Raw genomic sequence first — 17,950 nt, 5'->3', positions numbered from 1 at the left:
GAACAGGTGGAGATTGACGGCGGGCAGGTGATTCCGCTCCCTCCGCCAGTTTCCCGCCAACCGCGCCGGGAACGCCATAACTTCCAGATCACCGATGATAACCTGGGCGTGGGCAGCGAAAAAACGAAATATCAGTATACGATGTCCGTGATGAAGTGGTCCGTCTATGTAATCGGCATCATAGCGATTCCCATTGCGTTTTCCAAGCCGTCCAACCTGACGGTTATGCTGTGGTCCGCAGCTGGAACCATCATGTCCGCTGTTGCCGGTCCTGTGGTAGTCGGCCTGTACAGCAAAAAAGCCGGAAAGGGCGCAGCTCTGCTCGGCTCTATCGGCGGGTGCGCTTCCTTCTGCATCCTCTACTTCGGGCACATTATCGGTTCCGTATATCAGTGCTGCGGCATCGGCGGCTTTATCAGCGTGGTGCTGACCCTGATCGGTATTCCCCTGTTCAAGCCTATGGACCCTGCTCATGCAGAAAAAATGTTCGTGGGTGTTGAGGATACCGTTACTGAACCGTAACAACCAAATAAGGAAAGAAGGGTAAAGACTTATGGGAACCTATGAGTGGAAACAGATTACTGCTGATCTGAAAAGATATCTCCATTTGATGTACACCCCGGTCGGGATGAAGTGGATTGCCACGGAGGAGGAGCTGAACGCAATCCCGAAAGTACGCATCCACGAAAAACATTACGCGCCCTGCATGGTGGTGGGTCATGCCTTCCAGTTTGGGTGGACCTCCGCGTGCAAGCCTGAAAACATCCATAACAACTACTGCCGGGGCGTGCATGGCCTTGTGGAACGCGACGAGGAATGGTACAGCGGAAAGGTATTCGAGGGTGTCTGGTATGGCAACAGCGAAGCGGCCAGGGGACATCATGCGGCGCTGAACTGCGTTGACTCCAAATACTATGCGGTCGTTGCCTCCCCTATCGACGCCGGCCGCATTGAGCCGGATGTGGTAATCATGAACATCAGCCCTTCCCAGGCGTTCATGCTGTTTGCCGCTTATCAGTTCGACAACTACGAAAAACTGGAATTTACTTTCACGGGCGAGTCCACCTGCTCGGATTCCTGGACGCGGACCTTTATGACCGGGAAACCGTCCTTGGCCCTCCCCTGCTTTGCGGACTGCAAGTTCAGCGGCGTAGGCGAGTGGGAGCTGCGTGTCACGCTGACACCGGATCATGTCCTCCGGTGCGTGGACGGGCTGGGGAAGATGTTCAAAAACGGGCTTCGGCACCCGATTGCCCCTTCCAGCCTGACGACGGATATTACCGAGGGGCTTCCGGCCTCTTACCTGAAGTTCTGACGCAATCGACGTCTGCATAGCGATGATGGAGCCGTTATGGGAAGCTGTAACGGCTCCATCCGTTGCAGACGTAACAGGAGAATACAATGTCGGTCCAGGAAATAAAGGAAATAGGCCATCATAAACTCCAAGAGATATGTTTAACCATCGAAAACCATATTGCGGTAATGAAGTTACAGCCTTTGGCGGCGGCAGTTGCCCTCGCTGGCCTTTGGTATGAAATATGGCTGGTTCAGGACTACATCAACCAAAATAAAGACATTTGGATGTGCTTTCTGCGCTCCGATCTGAAAACCTTTTGTTCTTGTGTGGATATCCAGCAATTACAGCAGGGCAGCTCGGATAAAGACGCACCCAACAAGGAGCCATCCAGCCCAGTTACCCCGCAATCCCTGTTTAACCTGCGGGTCCCTTTGATCTGCGATTTGGAATGTCCGTCTTTAGGACAACACGTAATATGGGTACATTCTAAACCGGACTGAAAGCTATGGAGCAGCCCAAAGTGTTATTTATGGATGCTCGAAAATAATAGGAGATGCAGCATGGCAGTTAAAAAAGTAAATGAAATTGGGTTTAAACCACTTCAACAGGTTTTCCTCACTATAGAGGATCACATCGCAGTCATGACGCTGCACAACCCTCCGGTAAACGCGGTCAGCGGCGTTATGCAGGAGGAAATCCTGCGGGTTTGTGACTATATCAACCACAATGACGAAATATGGGTATGCGTCATGCACTCGGACTTGAAAACATTCTGCGTAGGCGTTGACATCAAGCGATTCTACCAGAGCATTGAGGACAGGGACGTGACCAATACCCAAGAGCTCTACTATGACGGGGCGCAAGCCCTGTATGATCTGCGGGTCCCCCTGATCTGCGCGGTCCACGGCCACTGTCTCGGCGGGGGCCTCTGTTATCCGGCAGGCGCGGATATCTCAATCGCCGTGAAGGGGACCCTCTTTGGAGCGCCGGAAGCCAGACTAAGCGTCGTTGGCGGAAGCGGCCATCTGGCCCGGATACTTCCGCCCCAAATCCAGAGGGATATGTGCTACTGCGGAAGCTCCATAACGGCGGAGGAACTGCACGAAAAGTACGGCGGCGTCACGATGGTGGTTGACAGCCTGGAGGAGCTGATGCCAGCGGCTATGGAGAAAGCACGGGAACTCTGCAAGCGGGGGCCTCTGGTTCTCCGCTATCTAAAGGCGTGTATGAATGAGCAGGAGGACTTCCAGATGCACCGCAAGAACGAATTGGAAGTTACTTATACTCGCTACATGGCGCGGCACTCGGATTTCAGGGAAGGAGTCAGTGCCTTCCTGGAAAAGCGGGAGCCGCAATACAAGGGCATATAACCACTGTGCAAGAACGAATAAAGATAGCCTCATGCCAGCGGCGTGGGGCTATCTTCTCTTAGCGAGTACATTCAATCGCTTCATCTATGATTTTTAGAACATGCGGCAGTTTGTCAGCCGGAACGGCTTTCAATTTCTGTATGACATATTCAAAGCTGTCTGGAGCTCTCCCAAACAATAAGGTGTCTGCGGAGAGATTGAGGGCCACGGCAAACGCGCGGATAGACTCAGAGGACAGGCCAGAACGTCCTCGTTCCACTTCCTGAATAAAGTTAGCACTATAACCAGACAATTTCGCCAAGTCCTCACGAGTCATTTTCTGGGCTGTCCGTTCGCTTTTAATTCTGGCTCCGATTTCTATATTGACGTCTTTTAATTTCCTAGCCATAGCATTACACCACCTTTACAAGTAGTGTAACCCCGAATAGGCAAAAGGAAAATTCTTACAAGTTTGTAGTTTTATCTATAGCAATGCACCGAATTATATGATATACTGCCAGCAGTGACCCAGATGGGGCGGTGACTACGAAAACTTCCCGTGCCGTCTGGCATGGGAGGCTTTTTGCATATAAAATGGGACAATCAGAATTTTTCTGAATTTACCTTATTTCTCGGGAGGAATAAACTCCAAAAGTTCTCCGATCTCACATTCAAGCACTGTGCATAGGCGAGATAAGACATCAACATCTAATCTGGATATCGTGTTGTTGCAATAATGATTGATTTGCGTCCGCTGCATTTCCGCTCGATGGCTAAGTTTGTTTTTGCTTATACCACGATCTTCAATCAGCTTTGCCAAATTTATTTTTATTGTTCCGTAGTTATCCATGACTAGCCTCCATAAGCAACGGTATTGACAAGGCCAGTTTATATTTGTTAGAATATATTTAAAAGCTCTAAGAAGTCATGTCTAATTAGTTGCACATACGGTCGAATGTAAAGACGCATGGAAAACCTCCCGTGCCGTCTTAGCACGAGAGGTTTTGTTATTGCTCCATGTAAAGGGTGCTTTCCTTATCACGCCGTTCAATTTCCGTTTCCATAAAACTAACTAATTCACTTGGCCGTAAATCCAAAGCCATAGCAATTTTCCAAATGGTTTCAAAGTTTGGTTGCTTAGATCCGTTCTCTATCATTGTTAAATGAGTACGTGCAATTCCAGCAAAACCACTAAGAACATCCTGCGAAATCTTTTTTTCTTTTCGTAGTTTACGTATAACTTGTCCTACTACATCCGAATTGAATTGCACAAAATCCCCTCCCCACAACTTTCTAAGTACAGATTGTAAAAGATATAGGAGAAAATGAGGTCTACGATAATAGACAGACGGGATGTATTATGATATAATGATTTGAACGTTAGTCGCTAATATAATAATGTCCTCCCATACCAAAGCATGGGAGGATGCCGCTATCTACCTTATATTATTCCTCTAATTCATCATCTAATGAGAAATTATTTAATTCTGGAAAATCAAGAAATTCTGCTAATGTCATATTAAAAGCAGTTGCAATTTTGTGCAACGTACCAATTTTAGGATTTTTAGATGCGCCACACACCAAGTTGTGAATAGTGGATTGCCTAACCCCACTCATTTCAGCAAGTTTATTGATTGTAATGCCCCGCTTATCACACAAAAAGAGTATTCTGGGCAAAATAATGTTTGAATAATCAGCGTTCATAGTAACCTTCTGCTATTGTGAGACGATGAAATCCTTCTCTATTGTGCTCATGATAGCAGTAAAAATTCCCCTACCTAACTATGTGTAGTTGACCCGAATAAATTTTCGACATCTAAAGGGGATAGAGGTCTTTAAAAGGGAATAGGGGGGACATAATGGAAAACACTTTTTTAACACAGAAGGCAAACGGCGAAAAGATTCTAATTTCTGAACTTCTGGCAGCTCCACCCTCTGACGAGGTTTTAGCGGAGCTTTTCCCGTACAGCAAGAACAGCAAGCCACACATAACCCAGCTCGGCCTGAAGATTTTGAAGCTGCGCCTGGATGGGAAGGACAATGAAGAAGCCGGGAAAGAACTGGGCCTCACACGGAATCAGGTAGAAGGCCGGTTCCAAAATATCAAAGCCAAGTTTGAGCGAGGTCCCATACCGGATTATATTGAGCTGGACAGTCCGGCTCTGCGGCGGCTTCGCGGCCTGGAGGTAACGTTCACGGAGGGATACATGAAGCTGTCGGAGCTTCTGCGGGACATGCCCTCCGACCAAGAGCTAAAAGAGTTCGCCATCATGCGTGGAAACGTTCCTGGTTTCGGGACCAAACGAATGTTGAACCATGAGGACCTGATCCTAGTCCAGAAAAAACAGGCGGTAAAGCGGAACGCCACCATTGCCAGGGAGCTTGGCGTCCGGCCGGAATCTGTTCGTTTCCGTTTAATGTGGATTCAAAATGTGCTGAAGCGGAAGCTGGGCGTTCAAATTGATCTGCCGGATTTGTTCCCCTTTGAGGCGGATGAAGCTGGGTGATTTTTCAGAATGTGGATGATTTGGTTGCTCTAGTTAATGGCAAGAAGATGGAGTTTGTCCAGTCTAAAGCAGTCCCCAAAATGCTGGAGGTGGCATTATGGTCATAGATAAAACGACAGGGCGGGGCTGTGCCTGGAGCATAGCGTCAAAAACAGTCACCAAGCTGTTGATCGCAGAAGGTATTATAGGCAGAGCAATTTTTAGAAAGCCGCGCCCAAATGGAGATGGATATAACCTGCTCTGTGTAGTTAAATACGGAGAGAATGCGCACGTAATGTTGCAGAGGGGCGATGATATGGCGGTGGAACCGCTATGGGCCCCTTCCTTTGTTGATGAGGAAATATGGAAACAAGCGGTCGTGAAATTCCATATCTTTACGGAATTGGATAGAAATGTAGAGAAGCACCTGCTTCCAGAAATGGATGAATACCTGCAAAGTATTCCTGACGCGGAACTGGTTTCTATGACCAGGGACTTCTTAATAAAGCAGGGCGTAATCAATAAACCCATTTCTCAACGCGGAGGAAAAACGTATTACTTCAACAAAAATGAAGTGTACACTCTTGATAAGGAACCAAGGCTTTTCCCCTATGAGGGACGCATAAAATTTTGCATATTTGAAGTTAGGGGCGACTGCTTCAATATGAATGTCTGGCAGAAAGCGGTTTCCCAATTTGAAGTTGGGAGAACACTGGAGGATTGCATTGAAGTTTTTCTAAAAACAGAGATTGTGTATAGAGTTCCACGGGAACCATCTTCCATCGACCGATTGGTACAGCACATATCTCCACCCACATATGAACGTGCTCCAGAGAACCCGGATGAAAGTACATTTGATTATATCCGCATGATCGTGGGACTCCCCCGCTATCGGTTTGATTCTTGGGAGGCTCTGAAAGATGAAGTCAAAAAGCATCGGTCTGAAATATATCAGCGAGTCCTCCAAAGATTGAAAATTGACCGTCAGTTTAAGAGCTATGGAGTACCGATAAACTTCCTCAAAGCGAGTAACATTATATTACGGTGTGACTATGCCATTGAATTTATTTTTGAACTAAAAGAGCGGGAAGTCAGCCCGCTTTCAGGTTTGGCCGGGAGCCAGGGGAGCCTATGACTATGTTTGAAAATTCCTGTGCCTTTACCGGGCACCGGCCCAAAAGTTTCCCATGGAAGTATGACGAAACGGACCCCCGGTGCGCGGCACTAAAAGCAACGCTGGCAGAACAAATCGCGGCACTGGCCGAGACCGGAGTGACAGGTTTTTTTACAGGAGGCGCGGACGGCGTGGACTGCTGGGCGGCGGAGATTGTCCTGGCTATGCGCGAAAAAAATCCCGCGCTGAAACTCCATTGTATTCTGCCCCATGAAGGGCAGGCGGACAAGTGGAGCGATTCAGCGCGGGAGCGGTATCATTCTATCTTGAAGCGGGCTAATTCTGTGACTTATGTGAGCCGGGAATACTACGATGGGTGCATGATTGACCGGAATCACCAGCTTGTGGAGGCCGCTGGTCTGCTGCTGGCCGTTTTCAACGGAGTGCGGCGGAGCGGAACAGGGGCTACTGTGAATTATGCACGGAAATTAAAAAGAGGAATTGTTATAATCCATCCAATCTCGATGGACATTACACGCATACAAGGCGGGAGGTAGGGTACAAATGAGCGTAGAGTTTGAACATAAGGTAATCTATTGCAAACAATTCCCGCATCAAGACATTGACAAACTTCTGGAAGAACAAGAGGTATCCGGTGAGAAATTTTCCTCCATGCCACGGGAATCACCGGAGGCATTTCGCCAGCGTATCGAGCAAAGCAGCACCTATATTTTGCGGGCGGATAAAGCGCAGAAAAAAGAAGCGTTTATAAATTTGGCGAAAAGCCTGTCTGCCGGTTATGAGATCGACATGAAAATTGAAGAATACGGTTACTTTGTTTCCGTAACCATGTATATGGATTGCGCGACCTATACTGGAGAAGTTAAAAAGATGCTTACAGAGTTGCCGGGTAGTTCGGTTGGCTCCCCTCGCTATCGTCCAGCACAAGCCCTGCAAGGTCAGTTTCAACCCATATCTGGACAAGGACTATTTCGCCCAGCTACAGCACCGCCGTGATGAACAGAAGGCCAATGGTAAGTATAAAGCAGTCTGGCAGCGTCAGGGGGGCCTATGCGCATTTTGCGGAAATCCAATGTTGGCTGACCAAGAAATTGAGATAACTGAAAAGGTGATCGGCAAAGGGCATCGAGTGCAAAACCTGATTTATATTCATCGTCAATGTGCCTACGATATGTTCTCGGATTCGGGTGATGCCTTTGCGGAGCATATCGACATCTTTGAGTTGCTGGGTGACTTCCTTGATAATGCCCCGCTACGAAATTCACCCTATCTGGAATTGCGAGAATACTTCCGCCTGTCCGACAAGACTCCACTTACCTTGACCTTCCGCCAGATTGAACAAATCCTTGGAGACAGCTTACCGGCAGAAGCATATTTCTATGATGCTTTCTGGTATGAGGTGATGCCAGGGATGATTTCTCCAATGTGGAGGGAGGAAGGATACCCATTCCATGCGATTATTCCAGACGAAATAGACTACTATATTTCTGAATCCTGGACAAGCCAAGGGTACGAAATAAAGGCTCTCCACCGCAATGATAGGCGTGTGGTATTCCGTCGAGTTGTTACAGGTGTATCTGGCGTTAGAATCCCCAGGGCCTTGACCGCCCGGAAACTGCCTAATGCGCTTGTCTATAAACTGGAAAAGGTGCTAAAGCAATTTGTTCAGGAGCATGGATTATAGCGCTTTTTTGCGGAATTTATAGAAACTAGACAATAGGCGATTATTATGGTATAATAATTACTAACGATGAACAAAGTAGATAACGGAGAGCAGTAGCCAACAAAGGAACGCAGCCTTTGGCCACAGTATCTCAAGGGGTGCAGACAGTTTGTTTGCATCCCTTTTTTGCTAGATGTTGCTCTATCCCTGCGGGTAAAACCCAACGGTATTTGAGCGGCTTTTTTGTAAGTGCGTTTGCGGATTTTGAAAGAAACTGTCGGCTAAATTCATCTCGACGGTGATATATTTTTGAATATGAAAGGCGGTATTTATGAGGTATCAAGTCCTGACGCTGGACATTCACTATGAACTCCACAACGCACTCAAATTTAGGTTTCAAGGGATGGACGCTGATTTCATCATGGCACTCACCTATCAGGACGCCATGCGTCTATGTGCTGGGCAATCATTTCACCTGATTGTACTTTGTTTTCCTGAAGCAATTTCCTGCGCTGAATTTCTCATTGCTCTGCGCCGTATCAGCTATGCACCGGCAATCGTACTATTCAATCAATACGATACAAAAAATGCTTGCTCCGCCCTGCAATCCGGCGCGGACTTGTGCATTGGGTCAGAATGGCCTGTTGATTTAGTGGCGGATCACATCATGGCCCAATTTCGCCGCTACTCGGCCTATACCCATGATAAAGGCATCCAAGTACGTGACTTCCAGGTTGGGGACATTTATATTGACCCGTCGCGTTGCGTTGTCCGGGTGAAGGAGCGGAGCGTCAGGTTGCGCCCCAGGGAGTTTTCACTGCTGTTGTACTTTATGGAGCATCCCGACCGTGTATTGACTTCCGAGCAGATATGCCGGGGCGCATGGGGAATGGATTATGTCCAATCCGTAGGCCGGTCTATCCACGAACTGCGGAAACAAATTGAGGCGAATCCAGCCCAACCATGTTATATCAAAACAGTTTATCGGATGGGCTACCGATTTACCGGGTATTCCAACGAAACTTGCGATAATTAGGAAAGTTTTAGGAAAGTTTGGGGAAAGTAATAGGAAAAGTGCGTGGTATCATAGCTCCTATCACCAATAGGAGGATGCCGTCGTGCAAAAGTGCACTACCGCAAAAAAATATGCAATCGAGGCCGCTGTCCCAGCAAGGGACAGCGGCCTCTTTTTATTCGACAAAAAAGCCGCAGATAACTAGAGAAGCGGCATAGTTCTCTCCCTGCAATTTACAACATTTTTCGCAGAAAGATAACCAATTTTAAATAAAAATAAAAATTTTTCAAATTATTTTTTTAAAGGCCAAGCTAGGCTTGCCCTTTACCTGTTACGATAGATTTCAGAGAGCGGTGGAAGGAGGTGAACACATGAGCGCGGGTGAACGCCGCCAGAGGATTCTGGAAATATTGTGCCTGAAACGGCAGGATACATACAGCAATCTGGCAAGTGAGTTTAAAGTCTCCAGGGAAACCATTCGGAACGACATAATGATGCTCATGTGTTCATACCCTATCGAAACTGTCCGTGGCCGCTACGGTGGGGGTGTACGGCTAAAGGCGGATTACCAGCCTTACCGCAAGGCCCTCAACAAAAAGCAGGTCAAGCTGCTTGTTCGATTGAGCGCCCAGCTTGCCGGTGATGATCTGGCTACGATCAGCAGTATCATTTTCCAGCTTGCTCCCTGACGCAAAGCCCCAGCACCTTGACAAACAGCGGGACAGGTTTCCGCTCATATTCAGTATGTAAGCGTGCATCCTGCATCAGCCGCACAATTGCCAAGACTGCCTGCGGGCCGGGGACAAACGAAAGGGGGTGGACCCTCGTTCCCTGCCCGTCAAAACGATCACATCAAAGGTACGAGCGACACCTGGGCGGCTGTCCGGCGCTGGCAACGCCGTAGGCGCAGGATACACCGCAAACACCCGTATCGCAGGGTAAAAGGGAGATGCTGGGGGAACGGCCTGGGCAGCTTAGTCACCTGCCGCCACCGTCTGCTGGCACCGCGCCGCCACGCCAAAGGCGGGCTTACATACTCCCGTGCCGGGGGAGAGCAGCAGGGCGGTCATGCCGCCCGATAATACGGCACACATTTTTATAAAGGGTATTCAAGGGAACCCGCGCCGGTCACATTTCCTTACAGTATGGGACACAACCGGGACCGGCGCGGTCCTTCCCGCCCGACAGCCGGATGAAAGACCTGGAGCCGTAGGCAGACTACGGCCCCAGGTGTTCCATTCGGCAAGGAACGATAATACGGCCCATGGTCGGGGAGGTGAGAAAATGAAGATTCCAATTTTTCAGATTAAGGTCAACGAAGGGCGGCGAGAGGTAAACCCGGAAGCAGTCCATGAGCTGTCGGACAGCATTACCAAAGTAGGGCTACTCAATCCGATCACGGTTGACTTGGACTACACTCTGATCGCCGGACTGCACCGGCTGGAGGCGGTGAAGCTGCTGGGCTGGGAGGAAATTGAGTGCAATGTCAGCAGTTTAGATGGGATTCAAGCAGAGCTGGCGGAGATAGATGAAAACTTTATCCGCAGAAATTTGTCGGCTATGGAATATGATGATCTCTTGTTGCGGCGAAAAGAGATTTATGAAATTCTACATCCCGAAACACGGCAAGGGAAACGCAATGGTCAAACTTCTAAAACCGACACGGGGTCGGTTTTAGGAACTAAGTCCTTTTCTCAGGACACCGCAGAGAAATTGGGCGTTACCCCACGCACGGTTGAGCGTAAGGTGCAAATCGCCAAAAACCTTACGCCTGAAGTCAAGGGAATTGTCGATCAGCATAGAATTGGTTTTAGAAACGCATTGAAGCTCTCTCGTCTTGCGCCGGACCAACAGGAAGAAGCTGCCGATCAATTAGTGTCAGGGACTATCAAATCAGTAGATGAATATCACCCCGTCCCAGTAGAGCCGGAGGCTACGGAAACACCGCAGGAACCGGAACCGCCTGCGCCGCCGAAGGTCCCCGAACCGGCTTCTGCCCCGGTTGGCGGTTGCCCTTCCATTCAGGAGTTGGCCGCTGACTTGAAAAACCCGGACAAGGACCGCCGATGCACCCCGGACAGCTTTCTTGTAACATTTTCGTATTTTCTGCAACGATTCTGCCAGAGCATGGAGAACTACACCGGCCCGGAGTACGATGCGGTTTTGCCGGTCCTGACACGGGACCATCTGGAGCAGATTCATCAAAAAGTGCGGCTTGTTCACGAGGCTTTAGACGAAATGTATCACAAAATTGAAAGGATGGCTCAACATGAAGCGACATAAGAAAATCTCCGCTGTTACGGAACAGCAGAAGAAGGGAAATTCCCGGCAGACTACCTTGGGCGGCATGACGGACGGCGTACAATGGGAGGAAAAAATTCTCTCTACCGCAGACCTGTATTCCGGTCAGCCCTACCAGCGACCTGTACTTGACCGCGTGGTGGATAAGCTGGTACGGCATTGGGACCCCCGTCTGCTGACCCCTCTGGTGGTCAGCTTCCGGGATGGGCGCTATTATCTGGTGGATGGGCAGCACCGTGTCTGCGGCGGCAAGAGGAAAAACAATGGGAAAGACGTAGATATGCTCTGTCAGGTCTACTACGGCCTGACCTATGAACAGGAGGCGGAGCTGTACTACAAACTGGATCAGGCGAAGGGACGTCTGCGGCTTTCCAGCGCGACCAAGGCCCTGCTGGAATCCGGCAGCAACGCGGAGGTTACGGATGTGAAGCTCCGGGTGGAGGACGCTGGTTTTACCTGGGCGCTGGACAAGCCCACCGGCGAACCTTTTGAGATCGAGGCCACCCGCACCGTTATCAACGCTTACCGTCTCTTGGGCGGCGCGGCCTTCTCCCGTATGCTTTCCCTGCTGGCTAAAACGTGGCGCGGTGCGCCCGGTTCCACCAAAGCCTCCATCCTCTCCGGTATGGCGCTGTTTGTCAAGACCTATGAGACGGAGCTGAACGACGGCACATTTATCAAGCGCCTGTCCGCCGTAGACCCGGAGGAAATCATCCGGCGTGGGAAAATTGATTTTTCCACCAACAAAGCGGCCCTTCGTTTTGCCCGTGTCATTTGGGACAAGTACAACGGCCAGCGTGGAGGGCACAAGCTCCCTTACCGTTTCAATGGCTGATACATCACAAAACTGCCGCAGACCAGGGAGGTCTGCGGCAGTTTTTACCACAGATTTTGACCAGAGGGGAGGAAACTCATGGAACAGCGAGTTTATACCAGGGAGCAGATCGAGGCTATGCAGGACGTGGACGTTCGGACGGTGGACCCTTCTGATCTGCGGGATATTCGAGATGTGAAGGTCAACACCGACCTGCCCAAGCGGGAACGGATTCTTGATTTTATCCGGCAGATCGGCAACCCCTATTGCTACCGGCACGGGAAGTATGTGGTGAAGGTCAGCTTCACCGACACGGATGTGACCCTGGAGGACCGGATGCTCTCCTACATACGCTCCAAATGCTGACACAAACTTTTTTGCAAAACACTCTGGACATTGCCGGGAAGTTATGTTAACATGGCGGCAACAGGACAAACCGGCGCTCCCCTGGTTGTTAAAGTGTTTTGCTGATTAACTTTAACAATTAGGAGAGAAGCATATGAAAATTTCCGCTGAACAGGTATGGAATACCTGCGGTTACGTTCGCCTTTCCCGCGAGGACGGCGACAAGGAGGAAAGCAACAGCGTTACGGGTCAGAAAGACTTGATCTGTGACTACATGACGCGCCACCCGGAACTGCGGGAGTGCGGCATGAAAGTGGATGACGGCTACACAGGTTCCAATTTTGACCGTCCGGCCTTTCAAGAGATGATGGCCGAGGTCAAGGCTGGCAAAATCAACTGCATTGTGGTCAAGGATTTGTCCCGCTTCGGCAGGGACCACCTGGGCGTGGGGGAGTATCTGGAACAGTTATTTCCCTTCCTGGGTGTGCGGTTTATCGCAGTCAACGACCACTATGACAGCCTGAACAGCAATGCGGAATCTGACGAGCTGGTTATCCCGTTCAAAAACCTCATCAATGAGGCATATTGCCGGGATACCTCGGTGAAAACACGGAGCCAGCTTGAAATCAAACGCCAACGCGGAGATTTCATCGGCTCTTTTGCTGTTTTCGGCTACCGGAAGGACCCGGAAAACCGTCACCGTCTGCTGGTAGACGAATACGCCGCCGGAGTTGTGCGGGATATGTTCAGGTGGAAGCTGGAGGGCATCAGCGCGGGGGATATAGCCGACCGCCTGACGGCGGCTGGCATCCTCACCCCCATGGACTACAAGCGGTCCCAGGGGATGCGCTACTCCACCTCCTTCCGGGTAAAGAAAGAATCCTCCTGGGACGCGGGGATGGTACTGCGGATTCTGAAAAATCCGGTTTATACCGGCGTGTTGGAGCAGGGGCGTGTCACCACGCCCAGCTACAGGGTGAAGCGGCTGGTGGTAAAGCCCCGTGAGGAATGGGCGGTGGTGGAGAACTGCCACGAGGCCATTATTGACCGTTATGACTTTGATACGGTTCAGAAGGTGCTTGCTCTGGATACCCGTACCAGCGTCAGCGGCAAGGCGGTGGAGCTGTTCTCCGGCATAGTCTTCTGCGGCGAGTGCGGCGGGGCTATGATACGAAAGACCGTTCCGACCGCTAAAAAGAAGTATGTCTATTACGTCTGCGCCGCCCACAAGAACGAAAAGAGCTGCTTTGCCCACTCCCTGCGGGTGGAGGCGCTGGATGAGCTTGTGTTGGAATCGCTGAAAAAGCACATTCAAGACGTGATCGACCTCTCCAATCTGCTGGAGCTGACAGACGCCGCCCAGCTTCAGCAGGCGGGTGTACGGAAGCTCCGGGACCGCTTGGAGAAAAAACAAGCGGAGATTGACCGCTGGCAGACCCTTTCCCGTTCCCTATATGAAAGCCTCCAAGACGGCTTGATCGACAAAGACGAATATCAGGATTTACGAAAGACCTACTCCCGCCGCCGCAGCGAGGCGGAGGAACAGGCCGGTGCCATTCAAGAGGAAATGGACCAGGAAATGGGCAATTTCTCGGAGGGCCGAGGCTGGATGGAGCAGTTTCGGAAGCGCCAGAACATCGAAGCCTTGGACCGCGCGATTATCGTTTCTCTGATTGAGCGCATCCTGATTTTCCGTGAACACCGGGTTGAAATCGTCTATCGCTGGAACGACGAATTTCACTGGCAGACGGATTTACTTCTGCAAGCCCAAGGGCTTCTTCCCGGAAGGGAGGCGGTCTAAGATGGCGAGGACGAAACGTAAGGTCAATCCTATTCTGCCGGTAGCTGCCCCCGCAGAAAAGCCCAAGCGGGTGTATCATGCGGGCGGTTATGTCCGGTTGTCGGTAGAGGACAGCGGAAAGCCCGGAGCGGACACGATCATCAATCAGCGGGAATTGATTCAGCGCTACATTGACAGCCAGCCGGATATGCAGTTCTATGACCTCTACTGCGACAACGGACGGACAGGGACCAACTTTGACCGCCCGGAGTTTGAGCGGCTGATGGAGGATGTGCGAACCGGGAAAGTGGACTGCATTGTGGTCAAGGACTTATCCCGGTTTGGCCGCAACTACCGGGAAACCGGCAACTATCTGGAGAGGATTTTCCCTCTCCTGGATGTACGGTTTATCGCCGTCAACGACAATTTTGATACGCTGACCGCCGAACGGTCCCAGGACGGCTATATTGTGCCTCTGAAAAATATCTTCAACGAGGTTTACAGCAAGGACATCTCCAGAAAGCTGCTGCCCGTATTCGCGGCAAAACAGCGAAACGGGGAATTTATCGGTGCCTGGGCGATTTACGGTTATCAGAAGTGCCCTGACGACCATCACCGGATTGAGCCAGACCTGGAGGCCGCGCCTGTGGTCCGGGAAATCTTTCAATGGCGGCTTTCCGGCATGAGCTACCAGAATATCGCACGGAAGCTAAACGAACAGAATGTCCCGTCTCCTGCCCGGTATCATTATTTGAAGGGCAGGTCAAAGTCTGAACGCTATGCCAATACGATTTGGAATGTACGTGCTGTTAAAAACATACTGTTCAGCGAGGTCTACCTGGGCCATATGGTGCAGGGCCGGAAACGCTCCGGGTTCTCCGAGGGCAGAAAGACCTACCGAGTCCCGAAATCCGAGTGGATAATCGTTCGCAACACCCATGAGCCTTTGGTGGACGAGGAAACCTTTCAAGCGGTTCAGCAGATAGCTGAAAAGGCCAAAACCACTTACCATGAGAGGCAGGGGAAATATGACACGCTGGGGACCACCCCCAATATTCTCCGAAAGCTGGTCTACTGCGCGGACTGCAAGCGGCCTCTAGTGCGGTACAAGAATGTGAACAGCAGCAAGGGGAAACGTTACTACGTCTATATCTGCCAGTCCCATTCTGATAATCCTGTTTCCTGCCCCAAAAAATATTTTCATGAAACCAAGTTGATTGAAATTCTGTGGGATACCTTACAGCGGGAAATCGCGCTGGCTGAAAATCTGGACAAGCTGGTGCGGCAGTACAGTAAATCCCCCAAGGCGGTCAGCCGGGAGGTGGCGGTCAAGCAGGAGATCGCCGCCGCGAAACAGTCCCTCAGCCGTGCGGAAATGCTTTATGACAGCCTGTTTCAGAATTATGCGGATAAGCTGATGTCGGAGCGGGAATACACGGAAATGAAGCGGCAATACCGCTCTGATATAGAGCGGGCGCAGACCCGGTTGGATGAGCTGGAACAGCGGCAGAAGGACAAACGCCAACAGACCACGGAAAACCCCTGGCTTACCGTCTGCGGACGGTTTAAAGAAGAACAGGCGTTGACGGAGGCTATGGCCCACGCGCTGATTGAGCGGGTGGAGATTGACGCGGAAAACCATGTCAGCATTACCCTCCGTTACCAGGACGAATACATTGCCCTGGTTCGGCTGCTGGCGGCGGAGGGAGAGGCGGTGCCCGCATGAGCGGTATCACCGCCAAATATATCCGTTTGTCCGCCGAGGATAACGATTTGGGTGAAAGCGGAAAGACTGAATCCAACAGCATCACAAACCAGAGAAATTTACTGGATGCCTTTATCAGCCGTACATCGGAATTGGCTGACAGCAATGTAATCGAGTTCTGTGATGATGGGTGGAGCGGCAAAAACTTTGAGCGTCCTGGCTTTCAAGAAATGATCGCCAAAGCGCGGGCGGGGAAAATCCAATGTATCGTGGTTAAGGATTTGTCCCGGTTTGGCCGTGATTATCTCACTGTCGGCAATTACATTTCCAGCGTGTTCCCCTTCCTAGGAGTACGGTTTATCGCCGTCAATGATGGGTTTGACAGCATCCGTCCAGCCGATATTGACAGCCTGGAAACCTCTTTCAGGGCCCTGATTTACGATTTCTACAGCCGGGACTTATCCCGGAAGATACGGAGCATAAAGCGGTTTCGTGCCCAACAGGGGGATTTCCTTTCCTCGTTCGCGCCCTATGGCTACATCAAAGACCCGGCTCATAAAAAGCGGCTTATCATTGACCCGGAGGCGGCGGAGATCGTGCGGCGCATTTTCCGGCTGACGGCAGACGGTCAAAAGAAAGAAGAGATTGCAAGGCAGCTCAACCGTGAAGGCGTCCCCACTCCCATGCTTTACAAGCGGGCGGCTGGATGTACCCGTACCAAGTGGAACAACTTGTTTGATGAAAACTTTTGGACGGGCAGTCTGATTTATGGCATCCTGCGGGATGAACGGTATGTCGGCAGGATTGTCTACGGAAAGCATACTCGTGACCGAATCGGTCATGCCCATGTGGTTCGGGTTGACCGGGAGGATTGGATTATTGTAGACGATACCCATGAGGGCATTGTTACACAGGAAGAATTTGACTGCGTACAGGCGGCAATCCGGGCATCTGGACACGGAGCAGTCAAGAATCATAACCATCCGTTACAGAAGAAAATCCGCTGCGGCATCTGCGGCTACGCTATGAGCCGGGTACAGGGGTCAGCGCCGTACTTCGTTTGCCGCACCTCCCGCATGAACGCCGCCTATACTTGCAGGTGTAGAACACCCGAGGCTGATATTCTGGAAACCGTGACCGAAGGACTTCGTGTGCAAGCGTCGATAGCGGTGGAGTTGAGCCGGTTATGGGAGGAACAGCGCCAGGGCCGGAAAAAGGATATTGCCACCGCAAGGAAAAACCTTGCCGGACTGCGGGAAAAACACCAGCGGCTTTCCCAGCAGGTCAGCGGCCTCTATGAATCCTTTGTGATGGGTGAGGTTAGCAAGGCGGAATATCTTGCCGCCAAAGCTGCCGCCGTCCGCCAGAGGGACGATGCCGCCGCCCAGATCAGTGAAATGGAGGCCGTTTTAGACAACATGGGCGCGGACGGCAGTTTACGGAATGGATTTGTTTCTGCTTTTGGGAAGTTTCTGGAGGTAGAGGAAATTACCGATGAGATTGCGGCGGACGTTTTAAAAGAGGTCCGCATCCACCCTGGCGGGCGAATTGAAACCGTCTGGAATTACCGGGATGAGCTGAAAAGGTTGATACTTGATTTACAAGGAGATCATCAAGATGGAGAACAAGAGAGCTTGGATTTATTGCAGGGTTGCTTACCCTGATGTTCATGCGCTGGCGGTTCAACAGGCCAGCTTGGAGGAATATGCGGAAGCGCACGGTTTTGAAGTTGTGGGTACGACTGCTGAACAGGCCAGCGGGTTAGACTTCTCCCGCCGTGGGCTGGCAGAGGTTTCCGCTGCGGTGGCCGATGGGAAAATCGACCTCCTGCTGGTAGCAAACATCTCACGCCTGGGGCGGGATGTGGGAAAGACAGACGCTTATCTGCGCTGGCTGGAAGATCAGTTTATTGAAGTAGTCTGCGCCGATGGTACTGTGCCGCAGACGGCCACGGAGATACTGCATGAGCTGGTGAAAGCAAGCGGCGTTTCTATGGATAGGGTACATTAGGGATATAGGTTCTACTTTCGACACCGTTCATAATTTATTTACACCTTTCT

The 17,950-nt window shown here is 50.8% G+C and carries 22 protein-coding genes; 18 read left to right on the top strand and 4 right to left on the bottom strand.

The window, feature by feature from the left end; genetic code table 11:
- The first annotated feature begins 6 nt into the window (after positions 1 to 6).
- The 4 genes from Q1M04_RS08785 to Q1M04_RS08770 all read left to right on the top strand — a co-directional run bounded on the left by Q1M04_RS08785 (position 7) and on the right by Q1M04_RS08770 (position 2,667).
- Entirely contained in the window at positions 7 to 522 is a 516-nt protein-coding gene (locus Q1M04_RS08785; RefSeq protein ID WP_300447400.1) for a hypothetical protein, read from the top strand.
- A gap of 31 nt (positions 523 to 553) precedes the next feature.
- The gene (locus Q1M04_RS08780) at positions 554 to 1,315 is read left to right on the top strand and encodes a DUF169 domain-containing protein (RefSeq protein ID WP_204791233.1); all 762 of its coding nucleotides are present in this window, start codon (positions 554 to 556) and stop codon (positions 1,313 to 1,315) included.
- An 86-nt stretch (positions 1,316 to 1,401) separates the two neighbouring features.
- A complete protein-coding gene (locus tag Q1M04_RS08775; protein WP_204791234.1) occupies positions 1,402 to 1,797 on the top strand; it encodes a hypothetical protein in 396 nt (131 codons plus the stop codon).
- A 60-nt stretch (positions 1,798 to 1,857) separates the two neighbouring features.
- Positions 1,858 to 2,667 (top strand): enoyl-CoA hydratase/isomerase family protein, encoded by an 810-nt coding sequence (locus Q1M04_RS08770; RefSeq protein WP_300447395.1) that lies wholly within the window; start codon positions 1,858 to 1,860, stop codon positions 2,665 to 2,667.
- Between the two features lie 58 nt (positions 2,668 to 2,725).
- Here the strand turns inward: Q1M04_RS08770 and Q1M04_RS08765 are convergent, their stop codons facing one another.
- The 4 genes from Q1M04_RS08765 to Q1M04_RS08750 form a co-directional block, all read right to left on the bottom strand.
- Positions 2,726 to 3,055 carry a helix-turn-helix domain-containing protein gene (locus Q1M04_RS08765; protein WP_204792227.1) on the bottom strand — a complete coding sequence of 110 codons (330 nt, stop codon included), beginning with the start codon at positions 3,053 to 3,055 and terminating at the stop codon, positions 2,726 to 2,728.
- A gap of 216 nt (positions 3,056 to 3,271) precedes the next feature.
- On the bottom strand, positions 3,272 to 3,496 hold the full coding sequence (locus Q1M04_RS08760) for a helix-turn-helix transcriptional regulator (RefSeq protein WP_300447391.1): 225 nt from the start codon (positions 3,494 to 3,496) through the stop codon (positions 3,272 to 3,274).
- Positions 3,497 to 3,653: 157 nt separating this feature from the next.
- Positions 3,654 to 3,917, bottom strand: coding sequence for a helix-turn-helix transcriptional regulator (locus tag Q1M04_RS08755; protein ID WP_300447388.1), 264 nt, complete (start codon positions 3,915 to 3,917; stop codon positions 3,654 to 3,656).
- Positions 3,918 to 4,092: 175 nt separating this feature from the next.
- Complete coding sequence (locus Q1M04_RS08750; RefSeq protein ID WP_300447385.1) at positions 4,093 to 4,350, bottom strand: helix-turn-helix transcriptional regulator; 258 nt, start codon at positions 4,348 to 4,350, stop codon at positions 4,093 to 4,095.
- Between the two features lie 155 nt (positions 4,351 to 4,505).
- Between Q1M04_RS08750 and Q1M04_RS08745 the strand changes: the two genes are divergently transcribed.
- The 14 genes from Q1M04_RS08745 (at position 4,506) to Q1M04_RS08680 (ending at position 17,900) form a co-directional block, all read left to right on the top strand.
- A complete protein-coding gene (locus tag Q1M04_RS08745; protein ID WP_204792269.1) occupies positions 4,506 to 5,153 on the top strand; it encodes a hypothetical protein in 648 nt (215 codons plus the stop codon).
- 97 nt (positions 5,154 to 5,250) lie between these two features.
- The gene (locus Q1M04_RS08740) at positions 5,251 to 6,267 is read left to right on the top strand and encodes a hypothetical protein (RefSeq protein ID WP_300447381.1); all 1,017 of its coding nucleotides are present in this window, start codon (positions 5,251 to 5,253) and stop codon (positions 6,265 to 6,267) included.
- Between the two features lie 2 nt (positions 6,268 to 6,269).
- Entirely contained in the window at positions 6,270 to 6,803 is a 534-nt protein-coding gene (locus Q1M04_RS08735; RefSeq protein WP_204792296.1) for an SLOG family protein, read from the top strand.
- Positions 6,804 to 6,810: 7 nt separating this feature from the next.
- Positions 6,811 to 7,263, top strand: coding sequence for a hypothetical protein (locus tag Q1M04_RS08730; RefSeq protein ID WP_300447376.1), 453 nt, complete (start codon positions 6,811 to 6,813; stop codon positions 7,261 to 7,263).
- 79 nt (positions 7,264 to 7,342) lie between these two features.
- Positions 7,343 to 7,951 (top strand): hypothetical protein, encoded by a 609-nt coding sequence (locus Q1M04_RS08725; protein WP_300447372.1) that lies wholly within the window; start codon positions 7,343 to 7,345, stop codon positions 7,949 to 7,951.
- Positions 7,952 to 8,261: 310 nt separating this feature from the next.
- Positions 8,262 to 8,966: a response regulator transcription factor gene (locus tag Q1M04_RS08720; protein WP_300447369.1), complete on the top strand. Its 705-nt coding sequence runs from the start codon at positions 8,262 to 8,264 to the stop codon at positions 8,964 to 8,966.
- A 350-nt stretch (positions 8,967 to 9,316) separates the two neighbouring features.
- On the top strand, positions 9,317 to 9,634 hold the full coding sequence (locus Q1M04_RS08715) for an HTH domain-containing protein (RefSeq protein ID WP_300447367.1): 318 nt from the start codon (positions 9,317 to 9,319) through the stop codon (positions 9,632 to 9,634).
- A 595-nt stretch (positions 9,635 to 10,229) separates the two neighbouring features.
- Positions 10,230 to 11,228 (top strand): ParB N-terminal domain-containing protein, encoded by a 999-nt coding sequence (locus Q1M04_RS08710; protein ID WP_300447364.1) that lies wholly within the window; start codon positions 10,230 to 10,232, stop codon positions 11,226 to 11,228.
- Positions 11,215 to 12,081 (top strand): DUF6551 family protein, encoded by an 867-nt coding sequence (locus Q1M04_RS08705; RefSeq protein ID WP_300447361.1) that lies wholly within the window; start codon positions 11,215 to 11,217, stop codon positions 12,079 to 12,081. Before Q1M04_RS08710 ends, Q1M04_RS08705 begins: the two co-directional genes overlap by 14 nt.
- A 78-nt stretch (positions 12,082 to 12,159) precedes the next feature.
- Entirely contained in the window at positions 12,160 to 12,426 is a 267-nt protein-coding gene (locus tag Q1M04_RS08700) for a DUF6870 family protein (protein WP_300447358.1), read from the top strand.
- Between the two features lie 133 nt (positions 12,427 to 12,559).
- Complete coding sequence (locus Q1M04_RS08695; protein WP_300447356.1) at positions 12,560 to 14,206, top strand: recombinase family protein; 1,647 nt, start codon at positions 12,560 to 12,562, stop codon at positions 14,204 to 14,206.
- 1 nt (position 14,207) lies between these two features.
- The gene (locus tag Q1M04_RS08690; protein ID WP_300447353.1) at positions 14,208 to 15,911 is read left to right on the top strand and encodes a recombinase family protein; all 1,704 of its coding nucleotides are present in this window, start codon (positions 14,208 to 14,210) and stop codon (positions 15,909 to 15,911) included.
- Positions 15,908 to 17,554, top strand: coding sequence for a recombinase family protein (locus Q1M04_RS08685; RefSeq protein WP_300447350.1), 1,647 nt, complete (start codon positions 15,908 to 15,910; stop codon positions 17,552 to 17,554). The genes Q1M04_RS08690 and Q1M04_RS08685 overlap by 4 nt, the downstream gene beginning before the upstream one ends.
- Positions 17,508 to 17,900 (top strand): recombinase family protein, encoded by a 393-nt coding sequence (locus Q1M04_RS08680; RefSeq protein ID WP_300447347.1) that lies wholly within the window; start codon positions 17,508 to 17,510, stop codon positions 17,898 to 17,900. The genes Q1M04_RS08685 and Q1M04_RS08680 overlap by 47 nt, the downstream gene beginning before the upstream one ends.
- Positions 17,901 to 17,950 lie beyond the last annotated feature (50 nt).

Origin of the sequence: uncultured Oscillibacter sp. (assembly GCF_950073225.1) — a bacterium.
Lineage (GTDB): Bacteria > Bacillota > Clostridia > Oscillospirales > Oscillospiraceae > Oscillibacter.
The sequence above is the reverse complement of the archived record's forward strand: the minus strand, read 5'-3'. Positions and strand labels throughout refer to the sequence as shown.